The organism is Streptomyces sp. NPDC047028, assembly GCF_040644095.1.
In the GTDB taxonomy this organism is placed as follows: Bacteria; Actinomycetota; Actinomycetes; order Streptomycetales; family Streptomycetaceae; genus Streptomyces.
This window is the reverse complement of sequence record NZ_JBEYVS010000068.1, coordinates 1-26428: the sequence shown is the minus strand read 5'-3', so window position 1 is coordinate 26428 and position 26428 is coordinate 1. Positions and strand designations below refer to the sequence as shown.

Genomic DNA, 26428 nt, shown 5'->3' with positions numbered 1-26428 from the left:
TGTAGAACACGTCGGCGAACTTGTCGTTGATCAGTTCCGCGCACTTGTCGTAGCCGGGTCCGCCCCAGGGGTCGAAGGCGCCGCCCTGGAACTCGGCGGTGGCCAGGGGCTTGCCGGTCACGTGGTCGTAGCTGATGTCGGGGACGGGGTTCCACTTGGCGGGGTCGGAGCAGTTGAACAGCTGGGGGTAGGAGTCGGCGGCGTCCACGTCGAGGGCGGCGTCACCGGAGTTGAAGGTGCCGTTGTTGTTGCCGACCAGGGGGACGGTGATGCCGTCCTCCTTCGCCTTGTCCTCCAGGTGCTTCATGTAGGTGCGCCCGGCGGCCGAGCCGTTGTAGTACTCGTTCTCCACCTGGTACTGGATCACCGAGCCGCCGCCGTCGGTGAGTTGGTGGCGCTTGATGATGCGGTCGATCTGCGTCTGCCACTCGTCGCTGTACTTGAGGTAGTTCGGGTCGGAGGTGCGGGTGTTCCCCGGCTTGGTGGACAGCCAGCCGGGGAAGCCGCCGCCGTCGACTTCGGCGTTGATGTAGGGGCCGGGGCGGGCGATCACGTAGATGCCCAGGTCGTCGGCCATGTCGAGGAGTTTGTCGACGTCCCGGACGCCGGTGAAGTCGTACACGCCGGGGGCCGGGGAGTGGTAGCCCCAGTCGAAGTAGAGGGACACCGCGTTGAAGCCGGCGGCCTTCATCTTCTGCAGCGTGTCCAGCCAGAGGTCCTGGCTGGGCAGCCGGAAGTAGTGGAACTCCCCCGACCACAGGTACGTCCGCTTCCCGTCGATCAGGAACGAGTACCCGTCGTACGTCACCGTGTGCTTGCCCGATGAGGCGGCGGGCGCCGGGGCGGCGGCCGGGGCGGCCGCCGCGGGCTGTACGGCGACGCCCGTCGCGCAGATCAGGGCCGCGGCGGCGGTCATCGCCATGCGGCGTCTGGATGCGCGGGGGCGTCTGGATGCCCGGTGACCCGAGCCGTGTGCGTTCATCTCGAACTCCATACAAGACGGTTGATCATGATCACCGGGGGGGGCGGGGAGTGGGGGTGGGGGCCGGAGCTCCGGGCCCGCGGGGCCCGGAGTCGGAGGGGGCGCCGTGTGTCAGTGGTAGAAGGGGTCGGGCTCGCCCGCGTACCACTTCTGGTTCGTTCCGCCCCAGCAGGAGAAGATCTCCAGTCCGGCGCCCGAGACGCCCGACGTGGGCTGGAGGCACTTTCCTGTCGCCGGGTTGTACATCTCGCCCCAGCGGCCGAGGACCCACTTCTGGTTCGGTCCGCCGTTGCAGGTGTAGAGGACCACCGGGTTGTGGTCGCCGGAGCTGCCGGTGCTGTTGTCCAGGCACAGCGGCGGGTCGGAGGTCGTGGCCGCCTTCGGCTGGACCGTGACGGTGTTGTCCTGGTTCAGCGTCCAGTCCTGCGCGCTGTTGCCGTTGCAGGTCCACAGCTCGGGCACGGCGGGAGAGGTCGGCACGCCGCCGGTGTCGTCCAGGCAGAGGGAGCCGGTCGGCGTCGCGTTCGTGATGGCGGAGTGCACGGACGCGTACGGGGTGATGCGCGCGTCGATGTTGCTCACCGTGCTGGTCGTGCTGCTTCCCTTGTTGCTGCTGACGATCTGGACGCCCTTGAACTTGAAGGCGGACTTCGGCAGGCCCTTGGGGTTGAGGTACGCGCTCCACCGGTCGAACAGTGCGTTGACGTCGTCGTTGACCGCGCCCTGCTGGGAGTCCTGGAGCATCGTGTTGCCGGGCACGGTGACCCGGCAGTCGCCGTGGGTGCCGTCGCAGTGGGTCGACCAGTAGGCCCCGTTGCCGTCCTTGGGGAGGAAGCCGCTTGAGGACGGGTCGTAGTGGACGATCGAGATGACGTCCGGGTGGTCTATCCCGCCGTTGGTGTCGTAGAAGATGAAGTCCGTGGTGAGGATCGCGCGGTTCTCGGAACACCCCCAGCCGGAGTTGGTCTTGTGCACCGTCGCGTTGTACGAGACGTTCACCTGGCCGTCGGCCAGCGTGAAGAACTGGCGGTTCACCTTGGGGCGCAACTGGGCGTCCTGGTAGGTGTAGCTGACGTTCGTCTCGTGGAGGGTGCAGTCGGCGGGCGCGTTGTCATTCATGGTCACCGAGTGGGAGCCCGGCTGGGCCGTGAAGGTCGGACCGGTCGACTGGCCCCAGGAGCTGTTGTTCCAGCCCCAGGTGCCGAGGTCCCAGGTGGCACCGGCGGGGTTGTCGCGGGTGAACTCGTTGGTGGCGGAGAAGTCGCCGCAGCCGGAGAGGTTCGTCTGGGAGGCGACGACGGAGGTGTCGCCGTCCGGCGGGCTCTCGACGAGCCGTCCCCAGCAGCTGTGCGACGGGCCCGGGTCGTAGAACAGGGACTGCGAGTTGGTGGACGCGGCCGCCGGCTGGGCCATGGGCCCGAGGGCCGGCCAGATCAGGAGCAGAGCGGGCAGGAGCAGGAGCGCGGTCTTGCGTGGTGGAGCGAGGGAGACGTTCATGGAGGTCCTTCGCAAGCTGTCCGGGGCCGTTTCCCGGCCCCTCGCGCCCTTCCTCGAAATCAACCAGAAACGAACGCGAACGAACACGATGCGCCCATGACAGCCTTCTGACGGCCGACCGTCAAGACTCTGCGGGGCCGTTGACGGACTCGATCCTGACGATTGAGCCGCAGGCCGCACGGGTGCTGGGCGGACCCGTTCCCCCTGCTGCGCGCGCTGCGCACCGCGCGTGTGCTGCGTGTCCCGCGCGTCCGCCCGGGGACGCCCGCAGGCGGATCGCGCGTCCGTGCCCCTCCTGGGAGCGCGCGGTCAGGCTCTCAACCGCTCACTGTGGATGAGCAGTTCACCTACCGGCGGAACAGCCACTGCCCGAACGTGCGGCGCGAGGGCCGCACCAGCACGCGGCCCTTGGCCTTGTGCCCGACCAGCTCCACGCGCAGGGCGACGGGCTCGTCCGGGTGGGCGCGAGCACGACGGTGCGTGACCCTGCTGTCCACCAGCTCCAGACCGTCCGTGTCGACCACGATGCCCGGCCTCGTGACCAGCGTCAGGGTCTTCCCCGTCATGACGAGGTCGATCCGCAGGGTGTCGTGGGTGATCACCGCGTCGGTGAAGTCGAGCCTGGCCCCGCTGTCGGTCACCACGAGTTCCAGCCTGCGCGGCACCGTCCAGCGGCCCGTCCGCACCAGGGGGCCGCCGCCGGACTGCCTGATCCGGACCGCGTCCTTGGCCTTGGCCGGCGCCGGCGGCCTCTGCCCGGCGGACGGCAGGTCAGCGGTGAGCGCGGCCAGTTCACCCAGGGTCCGCGCGGTGAGTGCGGCCTCCAGGCGCTGGTCCAGCTCGTCCGGGGTCAGCAGGCCGTCCCCGGCCGCGACACGCAGGACGTCCACGGCCCGGTCCCGGTCCGCGTGGGAGGCGCGCGGCGTCTTTCCCGGCATGCTGTGTCCTCGCCGTCCTGGTCCTGTTGCCCGAATGGCCGCGCGGCGAACATGGCGAACATGGCGCACGCGGGCACAGCCTACGTCGGCCGTCCGTGGCGCAGGGGGCGGCGTGCGAGGGTGGCGGGTATGACGACGGAACAGAACACGGCCCCGGAGGTGGGCGGTGCCAGGCTGCTGTACGGCTGTATGGGTCTCGGCGGGGGCTGGGACACGACTCCGTACGGCGCGGCGGAGATCGGGGAGGCGGAGGCCGCGGTCCAGGCGGCGCTGGACAGCGGCATCACCGTGTTCGACCACGCCGACATCTACCGGCACGGCAAGTCCGAGGCGGTGTTCGGCGAGGTCCTCGCCCGCACACCCGGGCTGCGGACACGCATCGTGCTCCAGACCAAGTGCGGCATCCGCCTGGCCGACGGCGACCTGCCGGGCCTGTACGACCTGCGGGGCGAGAGCATCCTCCACCGGGTCGAGGCGAGTCTCACCCGGCTGCGCACAGATGCCGTCGACGTCCTGCTGCTGCACCGGCCGGACCCGCTGGCCGACCCCGACGACACCGCCCGCGCGCTGACCTCGCTGCACCGCCAGAACCTGGTGCGCGCCGTCGGGGTGTCCAACATGAGCGCCGCCCAGATCGCGCGGCTCCAGGACCGTCTGGACTTCCCCCTGGTCGTCAACCAGCTGGAGATGAGCCTGCACCACCGGGACTGGCTCGAGGCCGGGGTGCTGGTGAACACGCCCGAGGCGGCCGGCGTCGGCTTCCCGCTGGGGACCCTGGAGCACTGCCGGACGCACGGTATCCAGGTCCAGGCCTACAGCGCGCTGGCCCGCGGCCGGTACACCGGACTGCAGGAGACGCCCACGGAGCGGGCCACCGGCCGGCTCGTGTCCTCCCTCGCCGAGGCGAAGGGCACCACACCGGAGACGATCCTGCTGTGGTGGCTGCAGCGGCATCCGGCGCGAATCGCCCCGGTGGTCGGCTCCGCGCGCCCCGAACGCATCCGCGCCTGCGCGGACGCCGCGCGACGGGAGCCGGGCCTCACGCACGAGGAGTGGTACGGCCTCTGGATCACCGCACGCGGCGCCGCACTGCCGTAGTCCCGTCGTCACATCCCGCCGTGGGCCCGGTCGTCATCCCACCCTCATGTTGGCAGTTGACTACAATGATGGCAGTGCCTACATTGGCGCCTCGTCGGATCTCGGACCAGTCGAGCGGAGCGCTGTCATGTCTACCTTTGCCTATCGGGGCACCCGCGCCCTGATCACCGGCGCAAGCTCGGGCCTCGGTGCGGAGTTCGCCCGGCACTGGGCGCGGCGCGGCGCGGACGTCGTGCTGGTGGCGCGCCGTCTCGACCGGCTGGAGGCCCTCGCCGCGGAACTGGAGGCCACGTACGGCGTCACGGCCACGCCCCTCGCGGCCGACCTCACCGGTGACCGGTGCGGCTCCGCGCTGCGGGAGGACCTGGAGGCCCGCGGGTTCACCGTCCAGACGCTGATCAACAACGCGGGCTTCGGCAGCCACGGTCCCTTCCAGGAGCAGGACCCGGAGGAGATCTCCCGGATGATCCGGCTCAACGTCCTCGCGGTCGCCGACCTCACCCGTGCGTTCCTGCCCCAGTTGGCCGACGACGGCCGGGGCGCGCTGGTGACGGTGGCGAGTACCGCCGCCTACCAGGCCACGCCCGCCATGGCGGTCTATGGCGCCACCAAGGCGTTCGTCCTGAGTCTGACGGAGGCCGTCGCCTATGAGACGCGCCGGTCCGGCTTGCGGGTGCTGGCCGTGTCCCCGGGGCCCGTCGAGACCGAGTTCTTCGAGGTGGTGGGCACGCGGGACGCGATGGTCGGCAAGGTCGCCAGGCCCTCCGACGTCGTCGCGGCGGCCGGGCGTGCGCTGGAGCGGGGCAGCACCCCGCCGAGCATCGTCGCCGGACTGGGCAACCGGATCTCGGCCGTGGCGGCCCAGCTCGCCCCGCGCCGGCTCACCCTCGGCGTGGCCGGCCGCTCGCTCAAGGCCTGACGCGCCCCCGCCCACCGACGCCGTCTCCGCAGGTCAGGTGGGCGGAAAGATGACCCGGACCGTCAAGCCCCCGGACGGGTTCGCCGTCGCCGCCACCTCGGCGTCGTGGGCGCGGGCGATCGAGGCGACGATGGACAGGCCCAGACCCGCGCCCTCGCCGGGGGCGTGCCGGCGGGCCTCCGCCCGGCGGAAGGGCTCGAAGAGATGGTGGACGGTGTCCGGTGACACGACGGGCCCGGTGTTCACCACCTCCAGGGTGGCTGGCCCCGGCTCCGGTCCGACCCGTACGGTGACGTTGCCGCCCGGCCGGTTGTAGCGGATCGCGTTGCCGACGAGGTTGTGGACGAGGTGGTCCAGCAGCACCCCGTCGCCGCACACCTCCAGGGGCTCCGCCCGGATGTCCACCGCGACTCCCCGGCCGGCCGCCTCTGCGGCGAGACCGTCCACCACCGCCGAGGTCACCGTGTCCAGGTCGGTGCGCTCCCGGTGCCTCAGCCCCTGTTCGGAGACTGTCAGCAACAGCAGTCCCTCGATGAGCTGTTCACTTTCGTCGGCGACCTCCATCAGCTTCCGCCGGATCCGGACGACCTTCTCCGGTGGCGGTTCGCCCGCGAGCCCGATCTCGGCGGCGGCCCGCTGGACCGCGAGGGGGGTGCGCAGTTCGTGCGCGGCGCTCGCCGCGAAACGCTGTTGTGCGGACACCAGTTGCTCGATCCGGCCGAGCATCTCATCGAAGGTGTCGGCGAGTTGTTTCAGCTCACCCGGCGGGGCCTTCAGGGCGATGCGCTCGTGCAGGTTCTCGCCGGACAGCCGGCGTGCGGTCGCGGTGATCACCGCGACCGGCCGCAGCACCCGTCCGGCCATCCACCAGGCGAGGGCGACCGAGACGAGGGCGAAGAGACCGAGCCCGACGCCGGAGACAGTGAGCAGGTTGCCGAGCACGGCGTGTTCGGTCGCGTCGCTGACCCGCCGGGCCACTCCGGGGGACGGCAGCGGACCGCTGGCGTCCGCCAGCCGGTACGGCGGCCGGAGGTCCAGTTGCGCCCCGGCCGCCGTACCGACGGGGACCACGGCCGTCACCGCACGCGTGATGCTGCCGTGCAGCGCCTGCCGTACGAGGAGGTAGACGCCGCCCGTCAGCAGGGCGCCGGCGAGTATGAGCAGTCCGCCGTACAGCGCCGTCAGCCGGGCGCGCTCGCTGGTCACGCGCAGTCCCCGGTGATCCGGTAGCCCACGCCCGGCACGGTATGGACCACCGGTGGGTCGCCGAGCTTGGCGCGGAGTTTGCTGAGGGTGACCCGTACCGCGTTCGTGCGGTAGCTGGTGTCCTCCTCCCACACCTGCTCAATCAGGTCCTCGCCGCTGACGACCGCGCCGTCCGCGCGGAGCAGCGCCTCCAGGACGGCGAACTCCTTGCGCGACAACGTCAGGAACCGGCCGTCGCGGCAGACCTGCCGTCGGGCGGTGTCCAGCGTGAGTCCGGCCCGTTCGATGACGGGTGGCAGCGCCGGGTGGGCGCGGCGACCGAGCGCCAGTACCCGGGCGAGGAGTTCGTCGTAGGCGAACGGCTTGGTCAGGTAGTCGTCGGCGCCCAGGCCCAGGCCGTCGACCCGGTCCCGTACGGTCGCCGACGCCGTCAGCATCAGGATCCGGGTGAGCAGGCGCTGCCGTACCGCACGCCGGCACACCTCGTCGCCGTGCAGGCCGGGGAGGTCACGGTCCAGGACCATCACGTCGTACGCGCCGAGGGCGAGCTTGCGCAGCGCCTCGTGGCCGTCGCGCGCCACGTCGGCCGCGAGGGCGTCGCGGCGCAGTCCCTCGGCGATCATCTCGGCCAGGAACTCCTCGTCCTCCACCACCAGCACACGCATGGTCCCTGTGTATCCGAGACCCACCTTTCGCCGGTGTAAGCACCCGCGGTGAGAGAGGCGAAACGCGGCTCGGCGGCAGGCTCGGTCCCCGGGGCCCCTCGCGGAGGGTGCGGCCCCGGTTCCGGACCGGCTCTTCGCCGTACGGCGGGGCCCAGAGGCAGGGAGAGACATCATGAGGAACCCGAGAGGCGCGGGGCGCGCATCGGCGGCCTTCGGACTCGTCGGCGCGCTGGCACTGTTCGCCGGCGCGTGCGCGGGCGGCCCGGCCCAGGACGGCACCGGCCGGAAGGCGTCGGCCGACGCGGACGACAAGAAGCTGGAGCAGGTCAGGTGCCTGCGCGCGAACGGGCTGGACGTGCCCGACCCGCAGCCCGGCCAGGAGCAGCAGGGCATCCCCCTCACCGGTGACCGGGCGGCGATCGAGAAGGCGCTTAAGGCGTGCCGGGGCACGGCCGGGGCGGGTGGTGGCGCGATCACGCAGGCCGACAAGGACAAGGCGCTGAAGTTCGCGCGGTGCATGCGGAAGAACGGGCTGGACTTCCCCGACCCCGACTTCGGCGGCGGCTCGGTCAAGCTCCCCGCGGCCCCGCAGGGTGCGGAGAAGGAGAAGTGGGACAAGGCCGAGCAGTCCTGCGAGAGCGTGGTGCGATGAGCGGGGGCACCGCACGGACCCGGCGCGTGCTGATGTCCGTCCTGGTCGTCCTCGCGGTCGCGGGGGGCGTGGTGGCGGCGGTGGCCGTGTCGTCCTCCTCACCGGAGGAGACGTCCCGGCGGGGCTCCGAGCTTCCCCCGGCCACCGCCGCGGTCACGCGTGGCGACCTCAGCGACAGCAGCCAGGTCGGCGGAACGCTCGGCTACGGCCGGGAGCGCAGGCTGAACGCGGGCGGCGCCGGGACCCTCACCTGGAGCGCCGGCATCGGCTCCACCGTGAAGCGGGACGGGAAGCTGTACGAGATCGACGGCGGCGCCGTACGGCTGATGTACGGCGCCGGGCCGATGTACCGGACGCTGCGCGACGGGGACGAGGGGCGCGACGTCGAAGACCTGGAGCGCAACCTCGCGGCGCTCGGCTACACGGGGTTCACCGTCGACGACGAGTACACGGGCCTGACGGCGGCCGCGGTGAAGCGCTGGCAGAAGTCGCACGGGCTGAAGCAGACGGGGACGGCCGGTCCCGGGCAGATCGCGTTCGCCCCCGGCGCCGTACGGATCAAGTCGGCCGGCGCGGCCGTCGGCGACCGGGTCGCTCCGGGCCGCCCGGTCCTCGACACCACCGGTTCCCGGCGGACCGTCACCTTCCGTGTCTCCGTGGCCGACAGCCGGCTCACGCGGACCGGCACCAGGGTGACCGTGGATCTGCCGGACGGCACCAGCGCGGCCGGCCGGGTGACGTCCGTCGGCCGCACCGCGCGGACGGGCGGCGGGGACGACCCGAACGACAAGACACCCAGGGTCACGGTCACGGTCGGGTTCGGCGACCTGAAGGACGTCCGGGGCATCGATCAGTCACCGGTGACCGTCCATCTCACCGGCGAGACGCGCAAGGGCGTCCTGTCTGTGCCGGTCAACGCGCTCCTCGCCCTGCCCGGCGGCGGCTTCGGCCTCCAGATCGTCGAGCACGGCAGGGCCCGTGAGATGAAGGTCCGCCTCGGCCTCTTCGGACAGGGCCGCGTCGAGGTGTCGGGCCGCGGACTGCGCGAGGGCATGCGGGTGGGGGTGCCGGCGATATGAACAGGGATGTGGGTTCCGGGAGCGCGCGGCAGGACGGCTTCCCTCGGGAGGAGGTCGTACGGCTCGACAGGGTCACCAAGGAGTACCCGGGCGGGGTAGCCGCGCTGCGTGGGGTCGACCTCACCATCGAGCGGGGGGAACTCGTCGCGATCGTGGGGCCGTCCGGGTCGGGCAAGTCGACTCTGCTGCACATCGCCGGCACCCTCGACCGGCCCTCCGCGGGCTCCGTCGCCATCGCCGGGCACGACGTCGCCGCCCTGTCCGACCGCGCGCTGTCGGCGCTGCGCGCACGGCACATCGGGTTCGTGTTCCAGTCGTTCCATCTCGTGCCAGGGATCAGCGCGCGGGACAACGTGGCCGAGGGCCTGCTGTACCGCGGTATGTCCCGGGCGCGGCGGCGGCGCGAGGCCGCCGCCGCGCTGGAACGGGTGGGGCTCGGGGACCGGATGGGCCATCGTCCGCACGAGTTGTCCGGCGGGCAGAAGCAGCGGGTCGCGATCGCCCGGGCCGTCGTCGGCGAACCCGATCTGCTGCTCGCCGACGAACCGACCGGGGCGCTGGACTCGGCGTCCGGGCAGGCGGTGCTGGAATTGCTGCACGACCTCGGCGCGGACGGCGCGACCATCGCGGTCATCACCCATGACACGGAGATCGCCCGGCAGTTGCCCCGGCAGGTACGCATCCGGGACGGTCTCGTCGTCGAGGACACGGGCCGGGGCGCCGGGGTACGGGGCGCCGGGGTCCGGGGGACCATGGCGGGGGGCCTGCTGTGACGGACACCCGTACGCCCGCGCGCCGCGGGAAGCTCTCCCCCGCCCGCCTCGGACCCCGCGACGTCCTCCACGCCGGCTCGTCGGGGCTGCGCGGCAGACCGGTCAGGGTCGCCCTGTCGGCACTGGGCATCGCCATCGGCATCGCCACGATGATCGCGGTGGTGGGTGCGTCCGCCTCCAGCCAGGCCCAGTTGACGCGGCAGCTCGACAGGCTCGGGACGAACATGCTGGTGGCGACCCCCGGGGACTCGATGTTCGCGGGCGAGAAGGTGAAGCTGCCCGAGGACGCGGTCGGCACGGTCGGCCGGATCGCCGGGGTGGAGGAGGCCGGGGCGACCGGTCTCGTGGACGCGTCCGTGCGCCGCACGGAGAAGATCCCCGAGGAGGAGAACGGCGGGATCCAGGTCGTCGCCGCCACCGAGGGCCTGCTGAAGGTGCTGCGCGGACGCACCGCCGACGGGACGTGGCTGAACAAGGCCAACGGCCGCTATCCGGCCGTCGTCCTCGGCGATGTCGCCGCCCGCCGCCTGGGCGTCACCGCTCCCGGCGGGCAGGTGTGGATCCGCGACCGGTACTTCACCGTCATCGGTATCCTCGCACCGCTGCCGCTCGCCCCCGAGATCGAACGCTCGGCGCTGCTCGGCTGGGAGGCCGCGCGGAAGCTGCTCGGCTTCGACGGCCACCCGACCTCGGTCTACGAACGCTCCACCGACGCCTCGGTCGAGGAGGTGCGGTCCCTGATGGCCCCCACGATCGACCCGCGCAGTCCGCAGGACGTCAAGGTCACCGATCCGTCCGCGGCCCTCCAGGCGAAGGCGGCGACGGAGGGGGCGTTCAGCAGCCTGATGCTCGGGCTCGGCGGGATCGCCCTGCTGGTGGGTGGGGTCGGCGTCGCCAACACGATGATCATCTCGGTGCTGGAGCGGCGCCACGAGATCGGGCTGAGACGCGGTCTGGGGGCCACCCGGGGCCAGATCCGCGTCCAGTTCGTCACCGAGTCCCTGCTGCTGTCGGGCCTCGGCGGCCTGGCGGGGATCGTCCTCGGCTCCCTGGCCACCGGCCTGTACGCGTACGTCGGTGACCTGCCGTGGGTGGTGCCGCCCTGGTCGGCGGCGGCGGGCTTCGGCGCCACGCTGGTCATCGGCACGGTCGCGGGGCTCTATCCGGCGGTGCGGGCGGCTCGGCTGTCGCCGACGCTGGCGCTGCATGCGCCGTAGGGCGGAAGCGGCAACGGCCGCATCAGGAGAAGGCCACACCGGGCCGGCGTGGCCGCTTCGAGGAAGGGCGCACCGGGCCGGCGAGCGAGTCGCGGGCCGCAGGCGAGTCGTGGGGCGGCAGCCCGGCGGGCGAGTCGCAGGCCAGCGGGTCGGCGGCCCGGCAGGCGGAGTCAGCGGCCAGCGGGTCGGCGGCCCGGCGGGCGAGTCGCAGGTCCGCTGCCCGGCAGGCGGGGTCGACTGCCCGACGGGCGAGCCGCGGGTCCGCGGCACGCCCACGGGCCCCACGGGAGTGTCACCGATCCGCGGCGGCGTAGCGGGAGCGGCCAAGTGCTTAATGTGCGTGAGCACTTCGCGACGGCGGCTCCGGTGCTGCCCGCCGTGCGCCTCCGGCCGCCCGGAACGGGCGGGGGCCGACCCCTGTCGCTGGGGGCGTCCCCTGCCGTGGTGCGCTCCGCCCCGGTGCGGCACCTGCGCGTTGGCACCGTCCGCCACCGACCGCACGCCCGCGGGGCACTCCCCTGCCCGTCCCCACGATGCCCCGGCGGGCCGCGTCCCCGGTGCTCCGGTGGGTTTTCGGGCCTGCGGAGTGGCCGATCATGACCCATAGGCTGTGCCGCATGCCGGGATTCGAACAGATACTCGCCTACGGTCGGCCGTCCGCCCTGGGACGCGCCGGTGGCGGACCGGTCCTCGGGTTGGAGACCGCGGGCGGCTTCTCGCCCGCGGGTGCCGAGGCGCGGCCCCACTTCTTCTCCGGCTTCCTCACCTCGCCCCGGGCGACGGCACGCGGCATCCTGGCGGTGGCGGACGTCGCCGCGTCCCGCTACCACCAGGCGCGCCCGGCGAGTTCGCTCGACCCCGTGGTCACCGGCAACGGCGACCGGCTCCGCTTCGAGTCCTTCTCCGCCTGCTGCGGGGTCTACGCCCGCCTCGACGTGCTCCAAGAGGGCCTGGACGGGGGCGAGACCGGGCACGGCACGACGAACGTCGACGTCAACGCGCCCCTGCGGACGGCTCTTTCGCGGCTGGCGGACGACGATCCGCTGCATCTGCGGGTCGGGCCGGACGACCTCGCCGTCACCACGCTGTCGGGCCGGGTCGTCGAGAAGAAGGTGACGTTGCCGGACCGCTGGCTGCGCGGCTTCGCCGAGGCGCAGGTGAGCGCGGCGGGGTTCGATCTGCGCGCCGAGCTGACGGCGGCCGAGGCGGTGCGGTTCCTGCGCTCTCTGCCGCGTTCCCCGGCCGCCTCCCGGGGAGCCCTGTGGGCGGTGCCGGCGGGCCGCTCGCTGCGGCTGACGACCCGTGCGGGCCGGGGAGCGGTGTGCCTGCCCGGCCCCGAACGGCTGGCCGCGCTGCACCAAGTCCTGCGCCACGCCACGAGGTTGCGGGTCTACGGCCCACCCGCCGAAGGGGACGCGCCCACCGCCGGCGCCTGGGAGCTGGCCCTGCCAGGCATGCGCCTGACGCTCACGCTGTCACCGGAGGCAGCGCGCGGGTTCTCCGGTGAGGGGGGTGTCCTGACGGCGCTGGCCACGGACGACACGGCGCGGGACGCCGAGGCCGTCGCGGCCCTGCTGTCCTGGGACCCGCGGATCGCCCCCTCCGCCCTCGCGGAACGCGCGGGTCTCACAACGCACCGGGTGAGGGCCGCCCTCGCCCGGCTCGGCACCTCGGGGGCCGTCGGCTACGACATCGCGGAGTGCGCCTACTTCCACCGCGAACTCCCCTACGACACCGCACGCGCCGAAGGCCACAACCCGCGGCTCGTCGCCGCCCGGACCCTGGCCGCCTCCGGTACCGTACGGCTGCTCGGGGCGACCGCCGCCGTCACCTCCGGGGACGTCGTGCACCAGGTGCGCGAGGCGGCGGACGGCGAACTCAGCTGCACCTGCCGGTGGTGGGCCGCCCACCGCGGCGGCCGGGGCCCGTGCAAGCACGCGCTGGCCGTCCACATCGTGCGGCGAAGGGCCCACAGGGACACGGCCGCACAGCTTCCGTCCGCACCCGCTCCGGGAGGCACAGACACATGAACGACTTCAACACCTGGCTGGAGCAGTTCGCCGGGGAGGACTCCGAGGCCGGGCAGTTCGTCCGCCAGGTCCGCGGGATGCCCGACTGGCCCGCCGACGAACGCAGCCGCCAGCACGACTACGTACAGTTCACCTTCCGACCGCCCTGGGGCGATGAGCGCCAGACGGCCGCGGAACCGCTGACGAGTCTCTGGAACCGGTACACGAGCGAGCGGCTGGGGCCCGTGGCCGTCCCGTCCGGACTGCGTGGCGACGCCCGCGATCTCGCGGTCGCCCTGGAGGACGGAGGCCCGGCCGAGGTGACGGACCTCTGCCGCCGGGCCGTACTCCTTCCCGAAGAGCGCCGGCTGATCCTCGCGCGGGCCCTGCAGGTCATCCGGGTCCACGACGCCGCCGACTTCGGCTGGGACCGGGCCAAGGGCATGGGGGCCCGGCTCCGGCGCATGTGCACGGTCGCCATCGCCTGGCACCCGGACGCCGCCGAGGCGGCGCGGCTGCGGACGTACACCCGGCTCGACGACGACACGGTGGTGGACCTGGTGGCGACCAGGGGCCCCGGCTGGCTCGCGGAGTTCGCCCGTGCGCCGTACCAGTCGTACGGCGTGGTGCGGCAGTTGGCCGGACGGCTCGGCGTCGCCGTCGAGCCCACGCCCCGGATCGCGTGCGGGTGTCTTGAGGATCACGTGGGCCGCAGGGCGGATGCCAAGGAGAAGGCGGCGGTCACGGCCCGGCGGTTGCGGGAGGATCCGCTCGCGGCCGCGTTCCTGCCGTCCCTGCCCGACGCCCTCCCCGACCTGCGCCACGACCTGGACGACGCCGCCGCGCGGATCATCGCCGCCGCGGTGGACGAGGGAATCGTCGAGCGCCGGAGCGTCATCGCCGCCGTTGCGGAGACGCTGCGCGCGAACGACGACGGCCTTCGCATGACCGGGTACGTGCGTCTGATGGAGCGACTCGCGCCCACCGAGGAGGAGTTCGCGCCCTACCTCGACCTGTGGACGCGGGCCTCCGTGCGGGTCGAGGGCATGCCCGGGAAGCTGCTCGGTCACGCGGTGACCGCTCTGGCCCGGCAGGACCGCCTTCCCGAAGGGCAGGTGGCCGAGTGGGTGCGCGTGCTCCGGGACGGGCCGGCCACCGTGGCCAAGAACGCGGTGACCTCCCTCGGCGTGCTGGCGGACGACCGCCGTCACCTGACGGACGAGGACGTGGCGGACGTGCTGGCAGTCGCCGTGGACGGCGGTGGCGTGAAGGCGGCCGCCGCGGTGAAGTGCGTCCAGGCGTACCTCGACGCGGGCCGGCTGACGGAGAAGCAGCTCGCCGACTGGGCCGCCTCCGTCCTGTTCCGGCCGGAACGCACCGTCGTCAACGCCGCCCTCCAGCTCCTGGAACGCGCGCTGCGGGCGGACCCGGACCTGGCCGGGGTCCTGGTCCCCGAACTGACCGCGGCGTTCGCCCACCCGTCGGCGGACACCCGGCAGAGGGCGCTCACCGTGATCGGCGCGTACCGCGACCGGCTGGACGAGGAGGCGCGCGCCCTCGTTGCCGAGGCTGCCGGGCAACTCCCCGCCGCGCTGCGGGAACAGGCCGCCGAACTGCTCGGCGAGCCGCCGGCACCGGAAGCACGGCCCATCGGCGCTCCCTACGTCGAACACCTGCCCGCGCCGGCCCCGGCAAGCACCCTCCCGCCGCCGATGGAGGACGCGCAGGAGGTCGCCGCGGAACTGAACGCCGTGCTGAGCGCGCGGACGCCGGAGCCGATCGCCGTCGAGCGGGTCCTGGACGGCCTGGTGCGCCTGGCGCACCGGAACCGGCAGGCCCTGGCCGAAGCGGTGCACCCCGTGCTGCACGCGCACGACTACCGCGTGCAGAGCGAGGACGGACGCGTCGAAGTCTCCCTGGTGGCCATGGCGGTGGCCGGCCGGACCGATGCCGCCCTGCTCGACGGGACCGCCGGGCACGTGCCGCACGACGGGTGCGGACACCGGGTGTTCGGCTCCGTCATCACCGCCCGGATCGTCGAGGCGGCACGCCGCACGGAGGCGGGCGAGGCACCGCCGTTCCTGCTGGCCACTCCGAGCCTGTCCACCGGGGAACTCGAACCGCGGGTCCTGCTGGAACGTCTGCGCGCCTACCAGCGGTTGGGCGTCCGGGTGGGTGAGGCGGACTTCGACCAGGCGCTGTTCCGGCTCGGTGCCGATCCCGGCGTACCGCCCTCGGCGGCGGATGCCCTCGGCACGCCCGAAGGGCGGCGCCTCGCGCGGTGGATGACGGACGGGCGCTTCCCCGCGCCGGTCGGTGAGCAGACCACGCTCCCGCCGCCCACGTATCCGGACGACCCCGAGGCGGCCCACCGGTGCCCACGGTGCCGCCTCATCCGGGTCGGTACGGCGAGCGCGGGTGACCGGCTCAAGGGGTTCGGCCCCGCGTTCCGTGTCGTCGGCGACGCGTACGCCGCACAGCAGGACGACTGTTCCTGGGCCGCTCACGAACAGTCCTGGCGCCGCGCCTTCCCGCAATGGCTCGCCGTTCTGCCTGGTCATCCCGAGGCGGTCGTCACCCGTACCCTGGCGGCGTTCGCGGAAGGCGCGGAGTGCGACCGGCCGTGCGCGGCAGTCCACCTGCCCGCCGTCGCCGAGGCCCCCGGTCCGGCCGGTCCGGCGGTGTACCTGGCGCTCGCCTACGGCATGGGCGCGGCCGGGATGCCCGAGCGGACCGCCACCGCCGACGCGCTGCTCCAACTCCTCGGCCGTGAGGCCCTGGACACGGGCCGGCTGGGCCGTACGGTCGCGGAGCTGATCGGCATCGACGCCCTGAAGCTCAACCGGATCGCGGACACCCTGCGGCCCGTGGCCTCCCAGGCCCCGGCGAGCGTGTACGCGATTCTGGCCGCGGTCCTCCCTCCGGTGCTGCCCGCGGACGGCGGCTCCGGACGAGCGGGCCTCGCCGGCCTCCTCGCGCTGGCGGCCGAGTGCGCGCAGTCGGCCCCCGGCCGCCCGCCGATCGCCGGGCTGTCCGCACTCGCCGCGCGCCGTTCCGGTTCCCTGCTCGTGCGGACGGCACGCATGCTGCTGGACTCCGTCGAAACCGCTCATTAAAGTTGCGCATTGTTCCTTGCGATCCCGGTAATACGCCGCGATCCCGAGAATGCGATCCGGAGAATTAAAGGACCGCTGCCGGACCGATGCTAGGGTCGCTCCATGAGTGAAGAAAAGGAACAGCACCCCTGGAATGCCCTTCAGCAAACGCCGCTGAACGACTTGAAGCGGCGCGCGAAGATAGTGGACACACTGAAGGAGATAGAGCCCGTCGAACTGGCGGGAGCTGAGCGGTTCGCCTATGACTGCGGTGACGGCGACGCGCTGGCCTGGTACTTCGCCGCGGACGGGAAGGTTCTGCTGGTGACGTTCCTGCACGAGTCGGAGCTGAACACGTTCGACTGCCACGAAGAAGAGGGCGAGGACTACGCGGTTCAGCGATCCTATTTCAAGGGCGTGCCGGAAGATCTCGTGGCCCTGGTGCAGAACCAGGAGGAGACGGACGAGCTGCTCATCATCGACGATGCCACCGGCGGGAGAACCATTCAGGTGGCGACCGGCGTCTATTGGTGTGACGGGAATTCATGGTACGTCGCCGAGGGATTGCGTGAGCACTGCCAGAACGCCGGCTTGGACGTGTTCGACGAGGGAGGCTTTTACATGGTGTACCAGTACATCCTCGGACGCCCTTTCACCCCGGAGGCGTATCACGCGGCGACGTTCAACGAATACCTCAGTGCGGAGGAGAACGAGGAACGGCTGGAGCAGGTGCGGGCCGTCTTCGCCTCGGTCCGCTGATCGAGGCGGCAGGGCGTGTCCGTGCGGCTGGCCGGGTCACTCGCCGGGGAACGTCACCCCCAGGTCCGAGCGCATCCGGTCGAGGACCCGCATGACGCGCAGTGTCTCGTCGAGCGGCATGAGGTCCGACTCCAGCTTGCCGGCGGCCACGCACCGGGCCGCCTCGGCGGCCTCGAAGCACAGGCCGCCGTCGCGCAGTGCGGGGGCGTAGCTGCCGAGCAGTTCGTTCGACCGCCCGATCAGACGGACCGCCGAGGGCGCGTAGAAGTCGCCCTCGATCTCCAGTCGCGCGCGCGTGCCCGAGATCGTGGCGGTGGTCGGGGTGCGGGCGAAGAGCGTGGTGTTCAGTACTCCGTGTGCGCCGGCGTCGTTGGTGACGACGACCGACACCTGCCCGTCGACGCCGGTGTGGGCGGTGTCCCCGACGGTGGTGACCGACGCGAACGGCCCCATCACCATGGACGCGAAGGAGACCGGGTAGACGCCGAGGTCCAGCAGCGCCCCGCCCGCCAGTTCTGGGGCGAACAGGCGGTGGTTGACGTCCGGCCGCATGAACTGGCCGTGGTCGGCGGTGACCATGCGCACCTCGCCGAGCAGGCCCAGGTCGAGCGCCTGGCGTACGACGTCCATGTGCGGCAGGCAGCGCGTCCACATGGCCTCCATGCAGAACACGCCCCGCGCGCGGGCCGCTTCGATCAGCTCGGCGGCCTCGGCGGCGTTGCGGGTGAACGCCTTCTCCACCAGGACGTGCTTGCCCGCCTCGATCGCCATCAGGGCGTGCGCGTGGTGCTCGGAGTGCGGTGAGGCGACGTACACGATGTCGACGTGCGGGTCGGCGGCGACCTCGGCGTAGCTGCCGTAGGCCGCGGGTATGCCGAACCGGTCCGCGAAGGCGCGGGCCCGGTCCCCGTCGCGCGACCCGACGGCCATGACCCGCTGTGCGGTGTGCGTGCGCAGTGCCTCGGCGAACGTGGCCGCGATACCGCCGGGGGCGATCACGCCCCAGCGCAGGACGGGAGCGTCGAGCGGGGACGGGGTCCGGGGGGCGGGCAGCGTGGTGCGGGTAGGGGTGGGGGTGTCGGCGCGTCCGTCGGCGTGGCGGGTGTGGGGCATGAGGGTCCTTCTGGAAATCCGGGTGGGGTGGGTACGGCGCCGGGTGCGTCCTCGGACCCGGAAGGTGGACGCCCGTCGCCGGGCGGGGGCTGCGGGGCGGTCTGTGCGTTCCGCCGTCATCGCTCGGCACCCGTTCGGTGCGGACGGGGGCCGGTTCGGCCATGCAAGCGGATCGCGGTGCGGGGGCACAAGCGGGGTCCTGGGGCTCGGGTGGGGCGGCGGGGGGCCGGTGCCGTTGGTGTGTGGTGCGGCGGTGTCGGTGCTGGGCGGGGGTGGGGGCGCTTGCCGGCGCTGCCAGGGTGCCGCTGCGCCCACCCGTGCCGCCCCAGCGGCACGACTGCCCGCAGCTGAGTCGTGAGCCGTCGGTGAACTGCTCACGTCGGCTGAGCGGTTCCGGTGGGGCGTCGTGGAGGCCCGGCGGTGCTGGGCCGGGCCTCCACGACGGTTCTGCGACGGTCAGCGTGTGGTGAGCAGGAGTTGTGCGGAACCGTTCGGCAGTCCGGCGACGGACACCTGGTCGCCGGCAAAGGCGTCGGCGCCGTGGACGCCGGGCACGCGGCGGAACGGTGTCCAGTCACCGCCGTGGGAGCGCACGGCGTGGTAGACGTTGCCGTCCAGGCCGACCGCGACGATCTGGCTGTCGCCGTCGGGCATGCCGGTCAGGGCGACGGTGGAGGCTCCCATGGTGTCGGTGGACACCCCGGCCGGGGCGCCCCAGCCGGTCCAGGCGCCGTCCGCACGGTGGATGGTGTGCCAGATGTTGCCGTCCTCACCGATCGCCGCGATCTGGGCGGTACCGTCGGGCAGGGCCGCGATCGACAGTGAACGTCCGCGGAAGTCGGGGGCGTTGACGCCCGGGACGATCGACCACGCGCTCCAGGGGCCGGCCTTGGAACGGGTGGCCAGGCGCATCCTGCCGTCCGCGCCGAAGAGGAGGACCTGGGTGCTGCCGTCGGGCATGCCCGCCAGCGCCACCTTCGACGCCTTCACCCGGCCGCCGTCGGGGTCGCCGAGAGCCGCCCAGCCCTGCCAAGTGCCGTCCGCCCTGCGGATGTTGTGGTAGACGTACCCGTCGGTGCCGACGGCGGCGATCTGGGAATCACCGTCGGGCAGGCCCGTGATCGCCACCTCGCTGGCGGCGAACCCAGGATGCCCGCTGTCCTGGCCGGCCACCATGTTCCAGCCCTGCCAGGAGCCGTCCGCACGGCGGATGGTGTGCCAGATGTTGCCGTCGATGCCGATGCCCACGACCTGCGTACTGCCGTCGGGCATGCCCGCCTCGGCCTCGCGCGAGCCCTGGAAGCGGAAGCCGTCCCGGCCGCCGGCCAGCGGGGTGGGGGCCGTCCACGAGCCGTCCGCGGCGCGGCCGGTGCCGTAGAAGGTGTGCGGCGTGAGCGGGACGTCCGGGAGGTTCTTGCAGATGATCTCCCGCTGGAGCTCGCCCGCCGAGACGCCGTCCGAGTTCTGGTTGACGTCGTCCGTCATGATGACGTTCATGTTGTCGGTGATGTTGGAGGTGTTCCAGTCACCGCGGAACTCGTCCAGCAGCTGCTTGTTCAGCTTGCGTTCCAGGCTCAGCAGGATGTGGTCGGCGGTGTCCGGCGACTCCAGGCCCAGCTCCTTCCAGAACCAGGCCAGGGCGGCGTCCGGGATGGAGTTGGTGGGGTCGGTGATGCCCTCCAGGACGAAGAACTTGTCCGCGTCCCCCGCCGGGGCCTTGGCGAACACCTCCCCGGCCCGCTTGATCACCTCGTCGCGGTTCTCCTGGGCCTGGTCCCCCGTGAGGATGCTCTTGAGGATGTCCTGCCAGTCGTGGGAGACCTGCACGTAACTGCCGCGGAAGGACTGCGCGGAGCGGCCCCAGGCCCACGGGTAGGTGGTGCTCTCCGTGTCGTCGATGAGGACGATGTGCTTGCCCGCCGCCATGAACTGGTCGTACGTCGACGTGGGGCTGAGCGAGCCGTCGGCGATCTCCGGGTTGTCCAGCCGGCTGCCGTCGAGCAGTCCGCCCAGCTCCGAGACGGCCGCCCGGATGTCCTCCTTGGCGGTGGCGGGGGGTGCTACGGCCTGCACCCGGACGATGACGACCTCCTTCTTGTGCCGGTGGACCCAGTCCGCGAGTTCGTCGGCCTCGCCCTTGACCAGGTGGCCGGAACCGTCCAGGGAGTCGAAGAACTGCCGGCCCAGCGGGCCCCCGTGGTACAGGTACCACCGGGTGTCCTGCTTGCACAGGCGAAGGTCCAAGTAGCGGGAACCGGCGTCCAGTTGCTGGACGAGCGAACCGCTCTGGCTGATGGACATGCTGGCCGCGATGTCCCGGTTCTTCTTCGCCGTGGAGGCGGTGTCGCCCAGATCGCAGATGCCGCTGTCCTTGGTGATGCCCGCCGTGCCCGCGTCGTGGCTGCCCGGCATGACGATCCTGTTCAGCGGCCGGTCACCGATGACACCCCGCATCTGCTCCATCCAGGAGCCGAGGTCGACCGTGCCGCTGGTGGCTGCCGCCGGTCCGCTGCTCCCGGCGGTACGGGCGGGGTCGGCGCTCGCGGTGGGCGCCGCGCTCGCGGTGGGCGCCGCCGTCGCGCACGCGGCGACGGCGAGGCCGCCCGCGAGGGTCGCGGCGCATAAGGCGCGTCTGAAGCGCCCGGAATTCGTGCTCATGGGTGATCTCCCGGTGTGGTGGCGGACGACCGAGCGGGGCCGCCGTCACCGGTCGGCTCCGCTGTCGCGTCGAGATGGGAACGCTCGTGGGGAGCGCTCAGCAAAAGCCGATGGGAGCGCTCCCATCGCTTCGGGAGTGTGTGGGTGATGACTGGTCACCGTCAACTCGGCGCGGAGCCCGGTTCGAGGCCGATGGAGAACTCCCGCGGTCCGCCACCGCGCGGCGCGTTCGGGCGCTACCGGCCGGTACGTGCGCTCATCCCACCTCGGGAAGCCGGTTTCCCCAAAGACGGCGCGCGCGAACTGATCACGTGGGGTGAGCGTTTCAGGCCGGGGCACCGCTCGTTCAGGCCGCTCTCAGGCCGGTCCGCGCGGGGAGCCGGGCAGTGCCTGTTCGGCCCACACGACCTTGCCCCACGGGGTGTGGCGCACGCCCCAGCGGTCGGCCATCTGCGCCACGAGGAACAGGCCCCGGCCTCCCTCGTCGGAGTCTGCCGCGTGACCGGCGTGCGGGCAGGCGCTGCTGCCGTCGGCCACTTCGCAGATCAGGGTCCGGCCGTGGACGAGCCGCACGTGGATGGGGCCGGCGCCGTGCCGGATGGCGTTCGCGACGAGTTCGCCGAGGACGAGTTCGGTGGTGAAGCCGAGTTCGGCCAGGCCCCAGGCGTCGAGCCTGCCGGCCGCGGCCTTGCGTATCCGTGCCACCGCGGCCGGATCGCGGGGCACGTCCCAGTCGGCGATCCGGTCGGCGGCGGGCGCCCGGGTCCGGGCGACGGGCAGTGCGACGACGTCGCCCTCGGGGCCCGCGAGCGGCACCGCGCGCAGCACGGCCCGGCAACTGTCCTCCGGGGCCCGGCCGGGGTGGCGCAGCCGCCTGCCGATCAGCGCAGCGCCGTACATGGCCGCCACTAGCGCCCCGACCGCGGCGCCCAGCATCAGCGACAGGTGCGCGCGTACCTGGCCCAGGATGCTCCAGGGCCTGATCCCGGCAGGTCCTAGAACTGGTCCGAGTGCCGGACCGAGGGCCACTCCGAGAACCACGACGTCGCCCTCGGCATCCCCGACGGGCGCGGCGGCCTGCCCTCTCTGGCGCCGCGACGCGTCGTCGCCCTCCGTGCTGCGGATGCCGCCCGGCGTCGCCGGAGATCCGGCGGCTCCCGCAGGATGCCCGGTGGTGTCCGCCGGGCGGGGCTGGGCGCGGTGGGCGCGCCTGGTGTCCGTCGCCACGACAAGGGTGTCCGCCGCCACGACGAGGTCGGCGGCGGCCGCCGTGCGGCGCTCGGCCGTGACGGCGGCGTGGCGGTGCGCGAATGCCACCTGGACCAGCACGATGCAGAGCACGACCAGCGCCAGCAGTGCCGCCTGCAGGAGAGTCACCTGCCCGGCGATGCTCTGCGGGCGGTGAACGACGAACGGATTGTGCACGTATGACATGGGATGATCACTGTCCTGAATTCTGGACCAGGATTTCCTCACCCGTCATGCTTCGGGCTTCGGCGCTTCGGAAGGTGCGCCACTCGACAATCTAGGTACGTCCCCCGTCATGCGCCCTGGGGATTTACCCCAATATTCGGGCTGGGGCCAAGACCGGCACCGCGGTTCCCGCGATCCCGGCGGATCTCCTTGACGCCAAGTACGCCTTCCGCGTTGTCTTTCTGGACACCCGGGGGCCCGAAGCCGCGCCCCGTCCGGAAACCACCCTGAATTGAGCCCTCCATGCGTCGTATCGCCCTGCCCGTGGCCGCCTGCACGATGGCCCTCACACTCACCGGATGCGCTGTCTTCACGGCGAGGGGAACGCAACAGACGTCGGTGAAGGGCGACGACATCACGGTCGGCGTGCTGATGCCGGAAACGGCGAACACGCGTTACTCCGAGTTCGACTACCCGATCATCAAGAGGAAGGTCACCGAACTCACCCCGAAGGGCAAGGTGGACTACGCCAATGCCCGGTCGAGTGCCGGTCTCCAGGCGAGGCAGATGCGCAAGATGATCGCGGACCGGGTGGACGTCATCGTGCTGGACGCAGTCGACGCGCACGCAATCAGGGTCGAGGTGGAGAGGGCCAAGGAGGCGCGCATCCCGGTCATCGCCTACGACCGACTGGCCGAGGGGCCGATCGACGCGTACGTCTCGTTCGACAACGCGCTGGTCGGCGAGGTGCAGGGGCGCACCCTGCTGGAGGCCCTGGGGCCGGGCGCCGACACCTCCGACAAGATCGTCATGATGAACGGCTCGCCCACCGACCCCAACGCCGCGCAGTTCAAGAGGGGTGCGCTCTCCGAGCTGTCGGGGCAGGTGACGGTCGCCCGGTCGTACGACACCAAGGACTGGGACCCCGCGAACGCCCAGGCGAACATGGCCGAGGCGATCAAGGCGCTCGGCGGGAACGGCATCTCCGCGGTCTACTCCGCCAACGACGGCATGGCCGGCGGCATCGTCAAGGCGTTCCACGCGGCCGGTGTCACCCGGCTTCCGCCGATCACCGGGCAGGACGCGGATCTGGCCGCGGTGCAGCGGATCGTCACGGGTGAGCAGTACATGTCCGTGTACAAGCCGTACGCCGACGAGGCCGAGGCCGCCGCGCAGTTGGCGGTCACCAAAGTGCAGGGCAGGGACATCCAGTTCGACGCGCTCGCCGAGGACAAGGTCGACAGCCCGACGACGAAGGACGTCCCCGCCCGCCTGGTCCAGGTGACCGCTCTGACCAGGAGCAACATCAAGAGCACCGTCGTCGCGGACGGCGTCTTCACGCTCTCGGACATCTGCACCGCCCCGTACGCAGCGGCCTGCGCGGCGATCGGCCTCAGGTAGCGGACCACGATCACCATCGCCTCTCCGCCCTGATCCCGCCGCCCGAAAGACACGCACATGACCATGGACACGCGCGAGTTGTCGCCGCCCCCACCGAACGCCCCGACCGGCTTCGGCCCCGGCCCCGGCCCCGGCCCTGGCCCTGGCCCTGGCCGCAGGCGAAGCACCGCGGGCCGCACGAGCCCCGCTGGCCCGGATCGCCTCGCGGCCGGGCCCGGCCGACCGTGACGTGCTGTGGCTCCATCTGCTGACGCGCGTGTCCGTCTGGGGCACGGCGTACTGCGTGCCGTGGCTGTTCCCCCCGGACTCCGGCGCCGTTCCGCCCGTTCGGCACTCACGGCCTTCCAGCAGTGGGACCGGGTCCACTACCTGCACATTGCCCGGGACGGCTACTTCCCGGGGCGGTCGGGCCTCTGGCAGGCGGGCTGGGACAACCGGGAGGCGTTCTTCCCCGGGTTCCCGCTGCTGCTGCGCGCCGTCCACGTCGTCGTACCGCAGTGGACCGCCGCGGGGCTGCTCGTCTCGTTCGTCGCCGGGGCCGTCGCCATGCTGGCGCTGGCCCGGATCGCCCGCGCCCACCTGCCCGGCACGTACGCCGACCGGCGCAGCGTCCTGTTCCTGCTGCTCTCCCCGTGCGCGGTCTTCCTGGCCGCCGGGTACACCGAGTCACTCTTCCTCGCGCTCGCCCTGCCCGCCTGGCTCGCCGCCCAGCGGCGCAACTGGCCGCTCGCGGCGACGCTGACCGCCGCGGCCGCAGCCGTCCGGGTCGGCGGCCTCTTCCTCGCGGCCGCCCTGGTCCTGCACCTCGTGCTGTCCGCATCCTCCCGGAGACAGTGGCGGGCGCTGCCCTGGCTGGGGCTCCCTGCCGTGCCCGCGGGCTTCTACGCCTGGTACCTGCACGCGCACACCGGCGACTGGATGGCGTGGAGCCACGCCCAGGAGCGCGGCTGGTACCGGGACTTCCACGCGCCCTGGGAGGCGTGGACCACCACCTGGCGGGCGGCGTTCGCCGAAACCCAGGCCACCGGATACGCCCTGATGTTCCAGGCGGAACTCGTGGCCATGCCGGCCGGGCTGGCGCTGCTCTGCTTCCTGCTGCGGCGCCAGCCGCCGGCCCGAGGCGCTGTACATCGCCCTGAGCCTGTGGGCCCTGGGCACCTCCTACTGGTACATGTCGATCCCCCGGTCCACGCTCCTGTGGTGGCCCCTGTGGGTCGCCCTGGCGGGGGCCAGCCTGCGCAGGCCCTGGCTGAAGACCGCGTACGTCTACGTCGTCGGGCCGTTGAGCACGGTGTTCGCGGTGACGTTCCTGTCGGGGAGATGGGCCGGCTGACCGGCTTTCCGGCCGGCCGACTTGTTACGGGACCCTGACGGGCGCGCCCGAACCCGTCGGCGCGGCGATCCGTGGGCCACCATGGCTCGTGGGACCGGGAGCCGCGCCAGAACGGCGTCTGGTGGGCCGTCATCTTCCGTACCGCCCGGCCGGCTTCCGTTCCCTCGTCGTCACGAAGCTTGCCACGGCGTAGGAAGCGGCCGCCGTGGCAAGGGGCGCCCCCGGGAAACTCCGGGGGCGCCATCCTTTGTTTCCGGACCGGTTGACGGGATATCGACGGCGACGGCACGTCCGTCTGCGCGTAAGGGCACTCTTCCTACCCAGGTGCCTGCCCCGGCGCGGAATTGCGGCGGAGGCCGGACCGCTAGCCTCCGAGGACGCGTACGCACCAGCCAGGTCAGCGAGAGATGGGCCGCCCGTTCGTTCCGGCGGCGGCATTTCCCGTCACTTCGAACAGCAGGGGATGCGACCACATGGGGAAACGGAAGCGGCGTACCGGGATGGCCGTCGGCATCGGCGCCGGCATTCTCGGACTCGTCGGCGCGGCAACCGTCATAGGCTCGGCGAATGCCGCTCCCGAATCGGGGGGACGCCATTGCGCCGCCAATGTCGACAACGGGCAGGAGAAGTGTTTCAAGTCGCTGCTCCTGGCCCAGAAATACGCGCAGCAGAACATCAAGGACAACGCGGCCGGGGCGCAGACTTCGGTCCTGAAGCCGTCCGACGTCGTGATCGGCACCCTGTTCACGGACTTCGGTTTCGGCGGGGACTCGATGACCCTCTGGGGAAGTCACCCGTGCCAGAGCAACGGCAAGGCGAACTTCTACTTCAACCTGCCGGACAGCTGGAAGGGCCGGCTGTCCTCGGTGCAGAGCTGGGCGCGGTGCGACATCGTCCTGCACACGGAGCCCTACATGGAGGGTGCGTCGTCGTCGCCCTTCCGGGATCTGACTCCGCAGCTGGACAGCACGTGGAACGACAAGGCCCAGTCCATCGAGTTCAGGTGAGGAGGAGCCGATGACCGAGGACGTTCATCGGACGGTGTCCGGGTTCGTATCCGGCTTCCGGTCTTCGCCGGGGCCGAAGCGCCACCGGGCCCGTATCGCGGGGGCATTGGCCGTGCTGTGCGTGGGAAGCGGACTGCTGGCCGCCCCGCCGGCACAGGCCGCCAACGACACCCCGACCCCCGCCGAACTGCTGGCCCAGTGCAACAACGGCACCGACAAGTGCGTGTTCCACCCCAGTGGCGCGGCGGAGACGGTCGCCGGAGACTCCCACCAGGTGGGCGACAGCACCTTCAACTGCACGCGGCTGACGCAGCGTTCGGGGGTCGGCTGGTCGGACACCGTGGAGGAGTCCAACAGCCTCGGCCTCGCGACGACCACGGGGGTCGGGACGGGGACGGAGCTGCCCGGCTGGAAGGTCAGCCTCACGTTCAGCGTCACCGTGTCCTACGAGCACACGTGGAAGCACGCCTCGACCACGAGTGCCACGACGTTCGTGGACGTCCGCCCCAACTCCGTCGGATGGGTCACCCGTGTTCCCGACCTGCAGAGGGTGAAGGGGACGTACGAGCTGATCTTCGGGAAGCGGTTCCACGGCCACTACTACTGGTACGTCC

19 protein-coding genes and 2 pseudogenes are annotated in these 26428 nt (G+C 72.1%); 13 read left to right on the top strand and 8 right to left on the bottom strand.

Translation table 11 applies throughout. The features are described 5' to 3' along the window. The 3 genes from ABZ854_RS34745 to ABZ854_RS34735 form a co-directional block, all read right to left on the bottom strand. Positions 1 to 922: beta-galactosidase (locus tag ABZ854_RS34745; protein ID WP_361219336.1), on the bottom strand; the 922-nt coding region annotated here is incomplete at its 3' end. A 171-nt stretch (positions 923 to 1093) separates the two neighbouring features. Then, positions 1094 to 2479 carry an RICIN domain-containing protein gene (locus ABZ854_RS34740; protein WP_361219333.1) on the bottom strand — a complete coding sequence of 462 codons (1386 nt, stop codon included), beginning with the start codon at positions 2477 to 2479 and terminating at the stop codon, positions 1094 to 1096. A 347-nt stretch (positions 2480 to 2826) separates the two neighbouring features. Further along, entirely contained in the window at positions 2827 to 3417 is a 591-nt protein-coding gene (locus ABZ854_RS34735) for a DUF1707 domain-containing protein (RefSeq protein ID WP_361219331.1), read from the bottom strand. A gap of 129 nt (positions 3418 to 3546) precedes the next feature. On the opposite strand from ABZ854_RS34735, the gene ABZ854_RS34730 reads away from it, so the two are divergent. Continuing rightward, positions 3547 to 4515 carry an aldo/keto reductase gene (locus ABZ854_RS34730; protein ID WP_361219328.1) on the top strand — a complete coding sequence of 323 codons (969 nt, stop codon included), beginning with the start codon at positions 3547 to 3549 and terminating at the stop codon, positions 4513 to 4515. Between the two features lie 127 nt (positions 4516 to 4642). After that, positions 4643 to 5434: an SDR family oxidoreductase gene (locus ABZ854_RS34725; RefSeq protein WP_361219325.1), complete on the top strand. Its 792-nt coding sequence runs from the start codon at positions 4643 to 4645 to the stop codon at positions 5432 to 5434. A 33-nt stretch (positions 5435 to 5467) separates the two neighbouring features. Here ABZ854_RS34725 and ABZ854_RS34720 read toward each other — a convergent pair whose 3' ends face one another. Both ABZ854_RS34720 and ABZ854_RS34715 read right to left on the bottom strand, forming a co-directional pair. After that, positions 5468 to 6640, bottom strand: coding sequence for an ATP-binding protein (locus ABZ854_RS34720; protein WP_361219323.1), 1173 nt, complete (start codon positions 6638 to 6640; stop codon positions 5468 to 5470). Then, the gene (locus ABZ854_RS34715) at positions 6637 to 7305 is read right to left on the bottom strand and encodes a response regulator transcription factor (RefSeq protein WP_361219321.1); all 669 of its coding nucleotides are present in this window, start codon (positions 7303 to 7305) and stop codon (positions 6637 to 6639) included. The genes ABZ854_RS34720 and ABZ854_RS34715 overlap by 4 nt, the downstream gene beginning before the upstream one ends. Before the next feature lie 172 nt (positions 7306 to 7477). Between ABZ854_RS34715 and ABZ854_RS34710 the strand changes: the two genes are divergently transcribed. The 7 genes from ABZ854_RS34710 to ABZ854_RS34680 all read left to right on the top strand — a co-directional run bounded on the left by ABZ854_RS34710 (position 7478) and on the right by ABZ854_RS34680 (position 16889). Further along, entirely contained in the window at positions 7478 to 7957 is a 480-nt protein-coding gene (locus ABZ854_RS34710) for a hypothetical protein (protein WP_361219319.1), read from the top strand. Further along, positions 7954 to 9036, top strand: a complete 1083-nt coding sequence (locus ABZ854_RS34705; RefSeq protein WP_361219316.1) for a peptidoglycan-binding protein — start codon at positions 7954 to 7956, stop codon at positions 9034 to 9036. The genes ABZ854_RS34710 and ABZ854_RS34705 overlap by 4 nt, the downstream gene beginning before the upstream one ends. Continuing rightward, positions 9033 to 9809: an ABC transporter ATP-binding protein gene (locus ABZ854_RS34700; protein WP_361219313.1), complete on the top strand. Its 777-nt coding sequence runs from the start codon at positions 9033 to 9035 to the stop codon at positions 9807 to 9809. The genes ABZ854_RS34705 and ABZ854_RS34700 overlap by 4 nt, the downstream gene beginning before the upstream one ends. Next, positions 9806 to 11026, top strand: a complete 1221-nt coding sequence (locus ABZ854_RS34695) for an ABC transporter permease (protein WP_361219310.1) — start codon at positions 9806 to 9808, stop codon at positions 11024 to 11026. Before ABZ854_RS34700 ends, ABZ854_RS34695 begins: the two co-directional genes overlap by 4 nt. Before the next feature lie 617 nt (positions 11027 to 11643). Beyond that, positions 11644 to 13056 carry an SWIM zinc finger family protein gene (locus ABZ854_RS34690; RefSeq protein ID WP_361219307.1) on the top strand — a complete coding sequence of 471 codons (1413 nt, stop codon included), beginning with the start codon at positions 11644 to 11646 and terminating at the stop codon, positions 13054 to 13056. Next, the gene (locus ABZ854_RS34685) at positions 13053 to 16151 is read left to right on the top strand and encodes a DUF6493 family protein (RefSeq protein ID WP_361219305.1); all 3099 of its coding nucleotides are present in this window, start codon (positions 13053 to 13055) and stop codon (positions 16149 to 16151) included. Before ABZ854_RS34690 ends, ABZ854_RS34685 begins: the two co-directional genes overlap by 4 nt. A 102-nt stretch (positions 16152 to 16253) precedes the next feature. Next, positions 16254 to 16889, top strand: coding sequence for a hypothetical protein (locus ABZ854_RS34680; RefSeq protein ID WP_361219302.1), 636 nt, complete (start codon positions 16254 to 16256; stop codon positions 16887 to 16889). A gap of 36 nt (positions 16890 to 16925) precedes the next feature. Here the strand turns inward: ABZ854_RS34680 and ABZ854_RS34675 are convergent, their stop codons facing one another. The 3 genes and pseudogenes from ABZ854_RS34675 to ABZ854_RS34665 all read right to left on the bottom strand — a co-directional run. Next, positions 16926 to 18002, bottom strand: coding sequence for a Gfo/Idh/MocA family oxidoreductase (locus ABZ854_RS34675; RefSeq protein ID WP_361219299.1), 1077 nt, complete (start codon positions 18000 to 18002; stop codon positions 16926 to 16928). A gap of 456 nt (positions 18003 to 18458) precedes the next feature. Beyond that, complete coding sequence (locus ABZ854_RS34670) at positions 18459 to 20660, bottom strand: hypothetical protein (protein WP_361219296.1); 2202 nt, start codon at positions 20658 to 20660, stop codon at positions 18459 to 18461. Between the two features lie 357 nt (positions 20661 to 21017). Then, positions 21018 to 21524 (bottom strand): annotated as a pseudogene (locus tag ABZ854_RS34665) (ATP-binding protein); the annotation flags it as partial. 852 nt (positions 21525 to 22376) lie between these two features. Here ABZ854_RS34665 and ABZ854_RS34660 point away from each other — a divergent pair. The 4 genes and pseudogenes from ABZ854_RS34660 to ABZ854_RS34645 all read left to right on the top strand — a co-directional run. Next, the gene (locus ABZ854_RS34660; protein WP_361219293.1) at positions 22377 to 23474 is read left to right on the top strand and encodes a substrate-binding domain-containing protein; all 1098 of its coding nucleotides are present in this window, start codon (positions 22377 to 22379) and stop codon (positions 23472 to 23474) included. 187 nt (positions 23475 to 23661) lie between these two features. Further along, a pseudogene (locus tag ABZ854_RS34655) lies at positions 23662 to 24807 on the top strand (mannosyltransferase family protein). Positions 24808 to 25280: 473 nt separating this feature from the next. After that, entirely contained in the window at positions 25281 to 25814 is a 534-nt protein-coding gene (locus tag ABZ854_RS34650; RefSeq protein WP_361219290.1) for a hypothetical protein, read from the top strand. A 10-nt stretch (positions 25815 to 25824) separates the two neighbouring features. Continuing rightward, positions 25825 to 26428: hypothetical protein (locus ABZ854_RS34645; RefSeq protein WP_361219287.1), on the top strand; the 604-nt coding region annotated here is incomplete at its 3' end.

Excerpts from the sequence above, each read along its gene's own strand:
- ABZ854_RS34740 (WP_361219333.1), bottom strand. The coding sequence starts at position 2,479 with ATGAACGTCTCCCTCGCTCCACCACGCAAGACCGCGCTCCTGCTCCTG.
- ABZ854_RS34735 (WP_361219331.1), bottom strand. The coding sequence starts at position 3,417 with ATGCCGGGAAAGACGCCGCGCGCCTCCCACGCGGACCGGGACCGGGCC.
- ABZ854_RS34730 (WP_361219328.1), top strand. The coding sequence starts at position 3,547 with ATGACGACGGAACAGAACACGGCCCCGGAGGTGGGCGGTGCCAGGCTG.
- ABZ854_RS34725 (WP_361219325.1), top strand. The coding sequence starts at position 4,643 with ATGTCTACCTTTGCCTATCGGGGCACCCGCGCCCTGATCACCGGCGCA.
- ABZ854_RS34715 (WP_361219321.1), bottom strand. The coding sequence starts at position 7,305 with ATGCGTGTGCTGGTGGTGGAGGACGAGGAGTTCCTGGCCGAGATGATC.
- ABZ854_RS34710 (WP_361219319.1), top strand. The coding sequence starts at position 7,478 with ATGAGGAACCCGAGAGGCGCGGGGCGCGCATCGGCGGCCTTCGGACTC.
- ABZ854_RS34705 (WP_361219316.1), top strand. The coding sequence starts at position 7,954 with ATGAGCGGGGGCACCGCACGGACCCGGCGCGTGCTGATGTCCGTCCTG.
- ABZ854_RS34700 (WP_361219313.1), top strand. The coding sequence starts at position 9,033 with ATGAACAGGGATGTGGGTTCCGGGAGCGCGCGGCAGGACGGCTTCCCT.
- ABZ854_RS34690 (WP_361219307.1), top strand. The coding sequence starts at position 11,644 with ATGCCGGGATTCGAACAGATACTCGCCTACGGTCGGCCGTCCGCCCTG.
- ABZ854_RS34685 (WP_361219305.1), top strand. The coding sequence starts at position 13,053 with ATGAACGACTTCAACACCTGGCTGGAGCAGTTCGCCGGGGAGGACTCC.
- ABZ854_RS34680 (WP_361219302.1), top strand. The coding sequence starts at position 16,254 with ATGAGTGAAGAAAAGGAACAGCACCCCTGGAATGCCCTTCAGCAAACG.
- ABZ854_RS34675 (WP_361219299.1), bottom strand. The coding sequence starts at position 18,002 with ATGCCCCACACCCGCCACGCCGACGGACGCGCCGACACCCCCACCCCT.
- ABZ854_RS34670 (WP_361219296.1), bottom strand. The coding sequence starts at position 20,660 with ATGAGCACGAATTCCGGGCGCTTCAGACGCGCCTTATGCGCCGCGACC.
- ABZ854_RS34660 (WP_361219293.1), top strand. The coding sequence starts at position 22,377 with ATGCGTCGTATCGCCCTGCCCGTGGCCGCCTGCACGATGGCCCTCACA.
- ABZ854_RS34650 (WP_361219290.1), top strand. The coding sequence starts at position 25,281 with ATGGGGAAACGGAAGCGGCGTACCGGGATGGCCGTCGGCATCGGCGCC.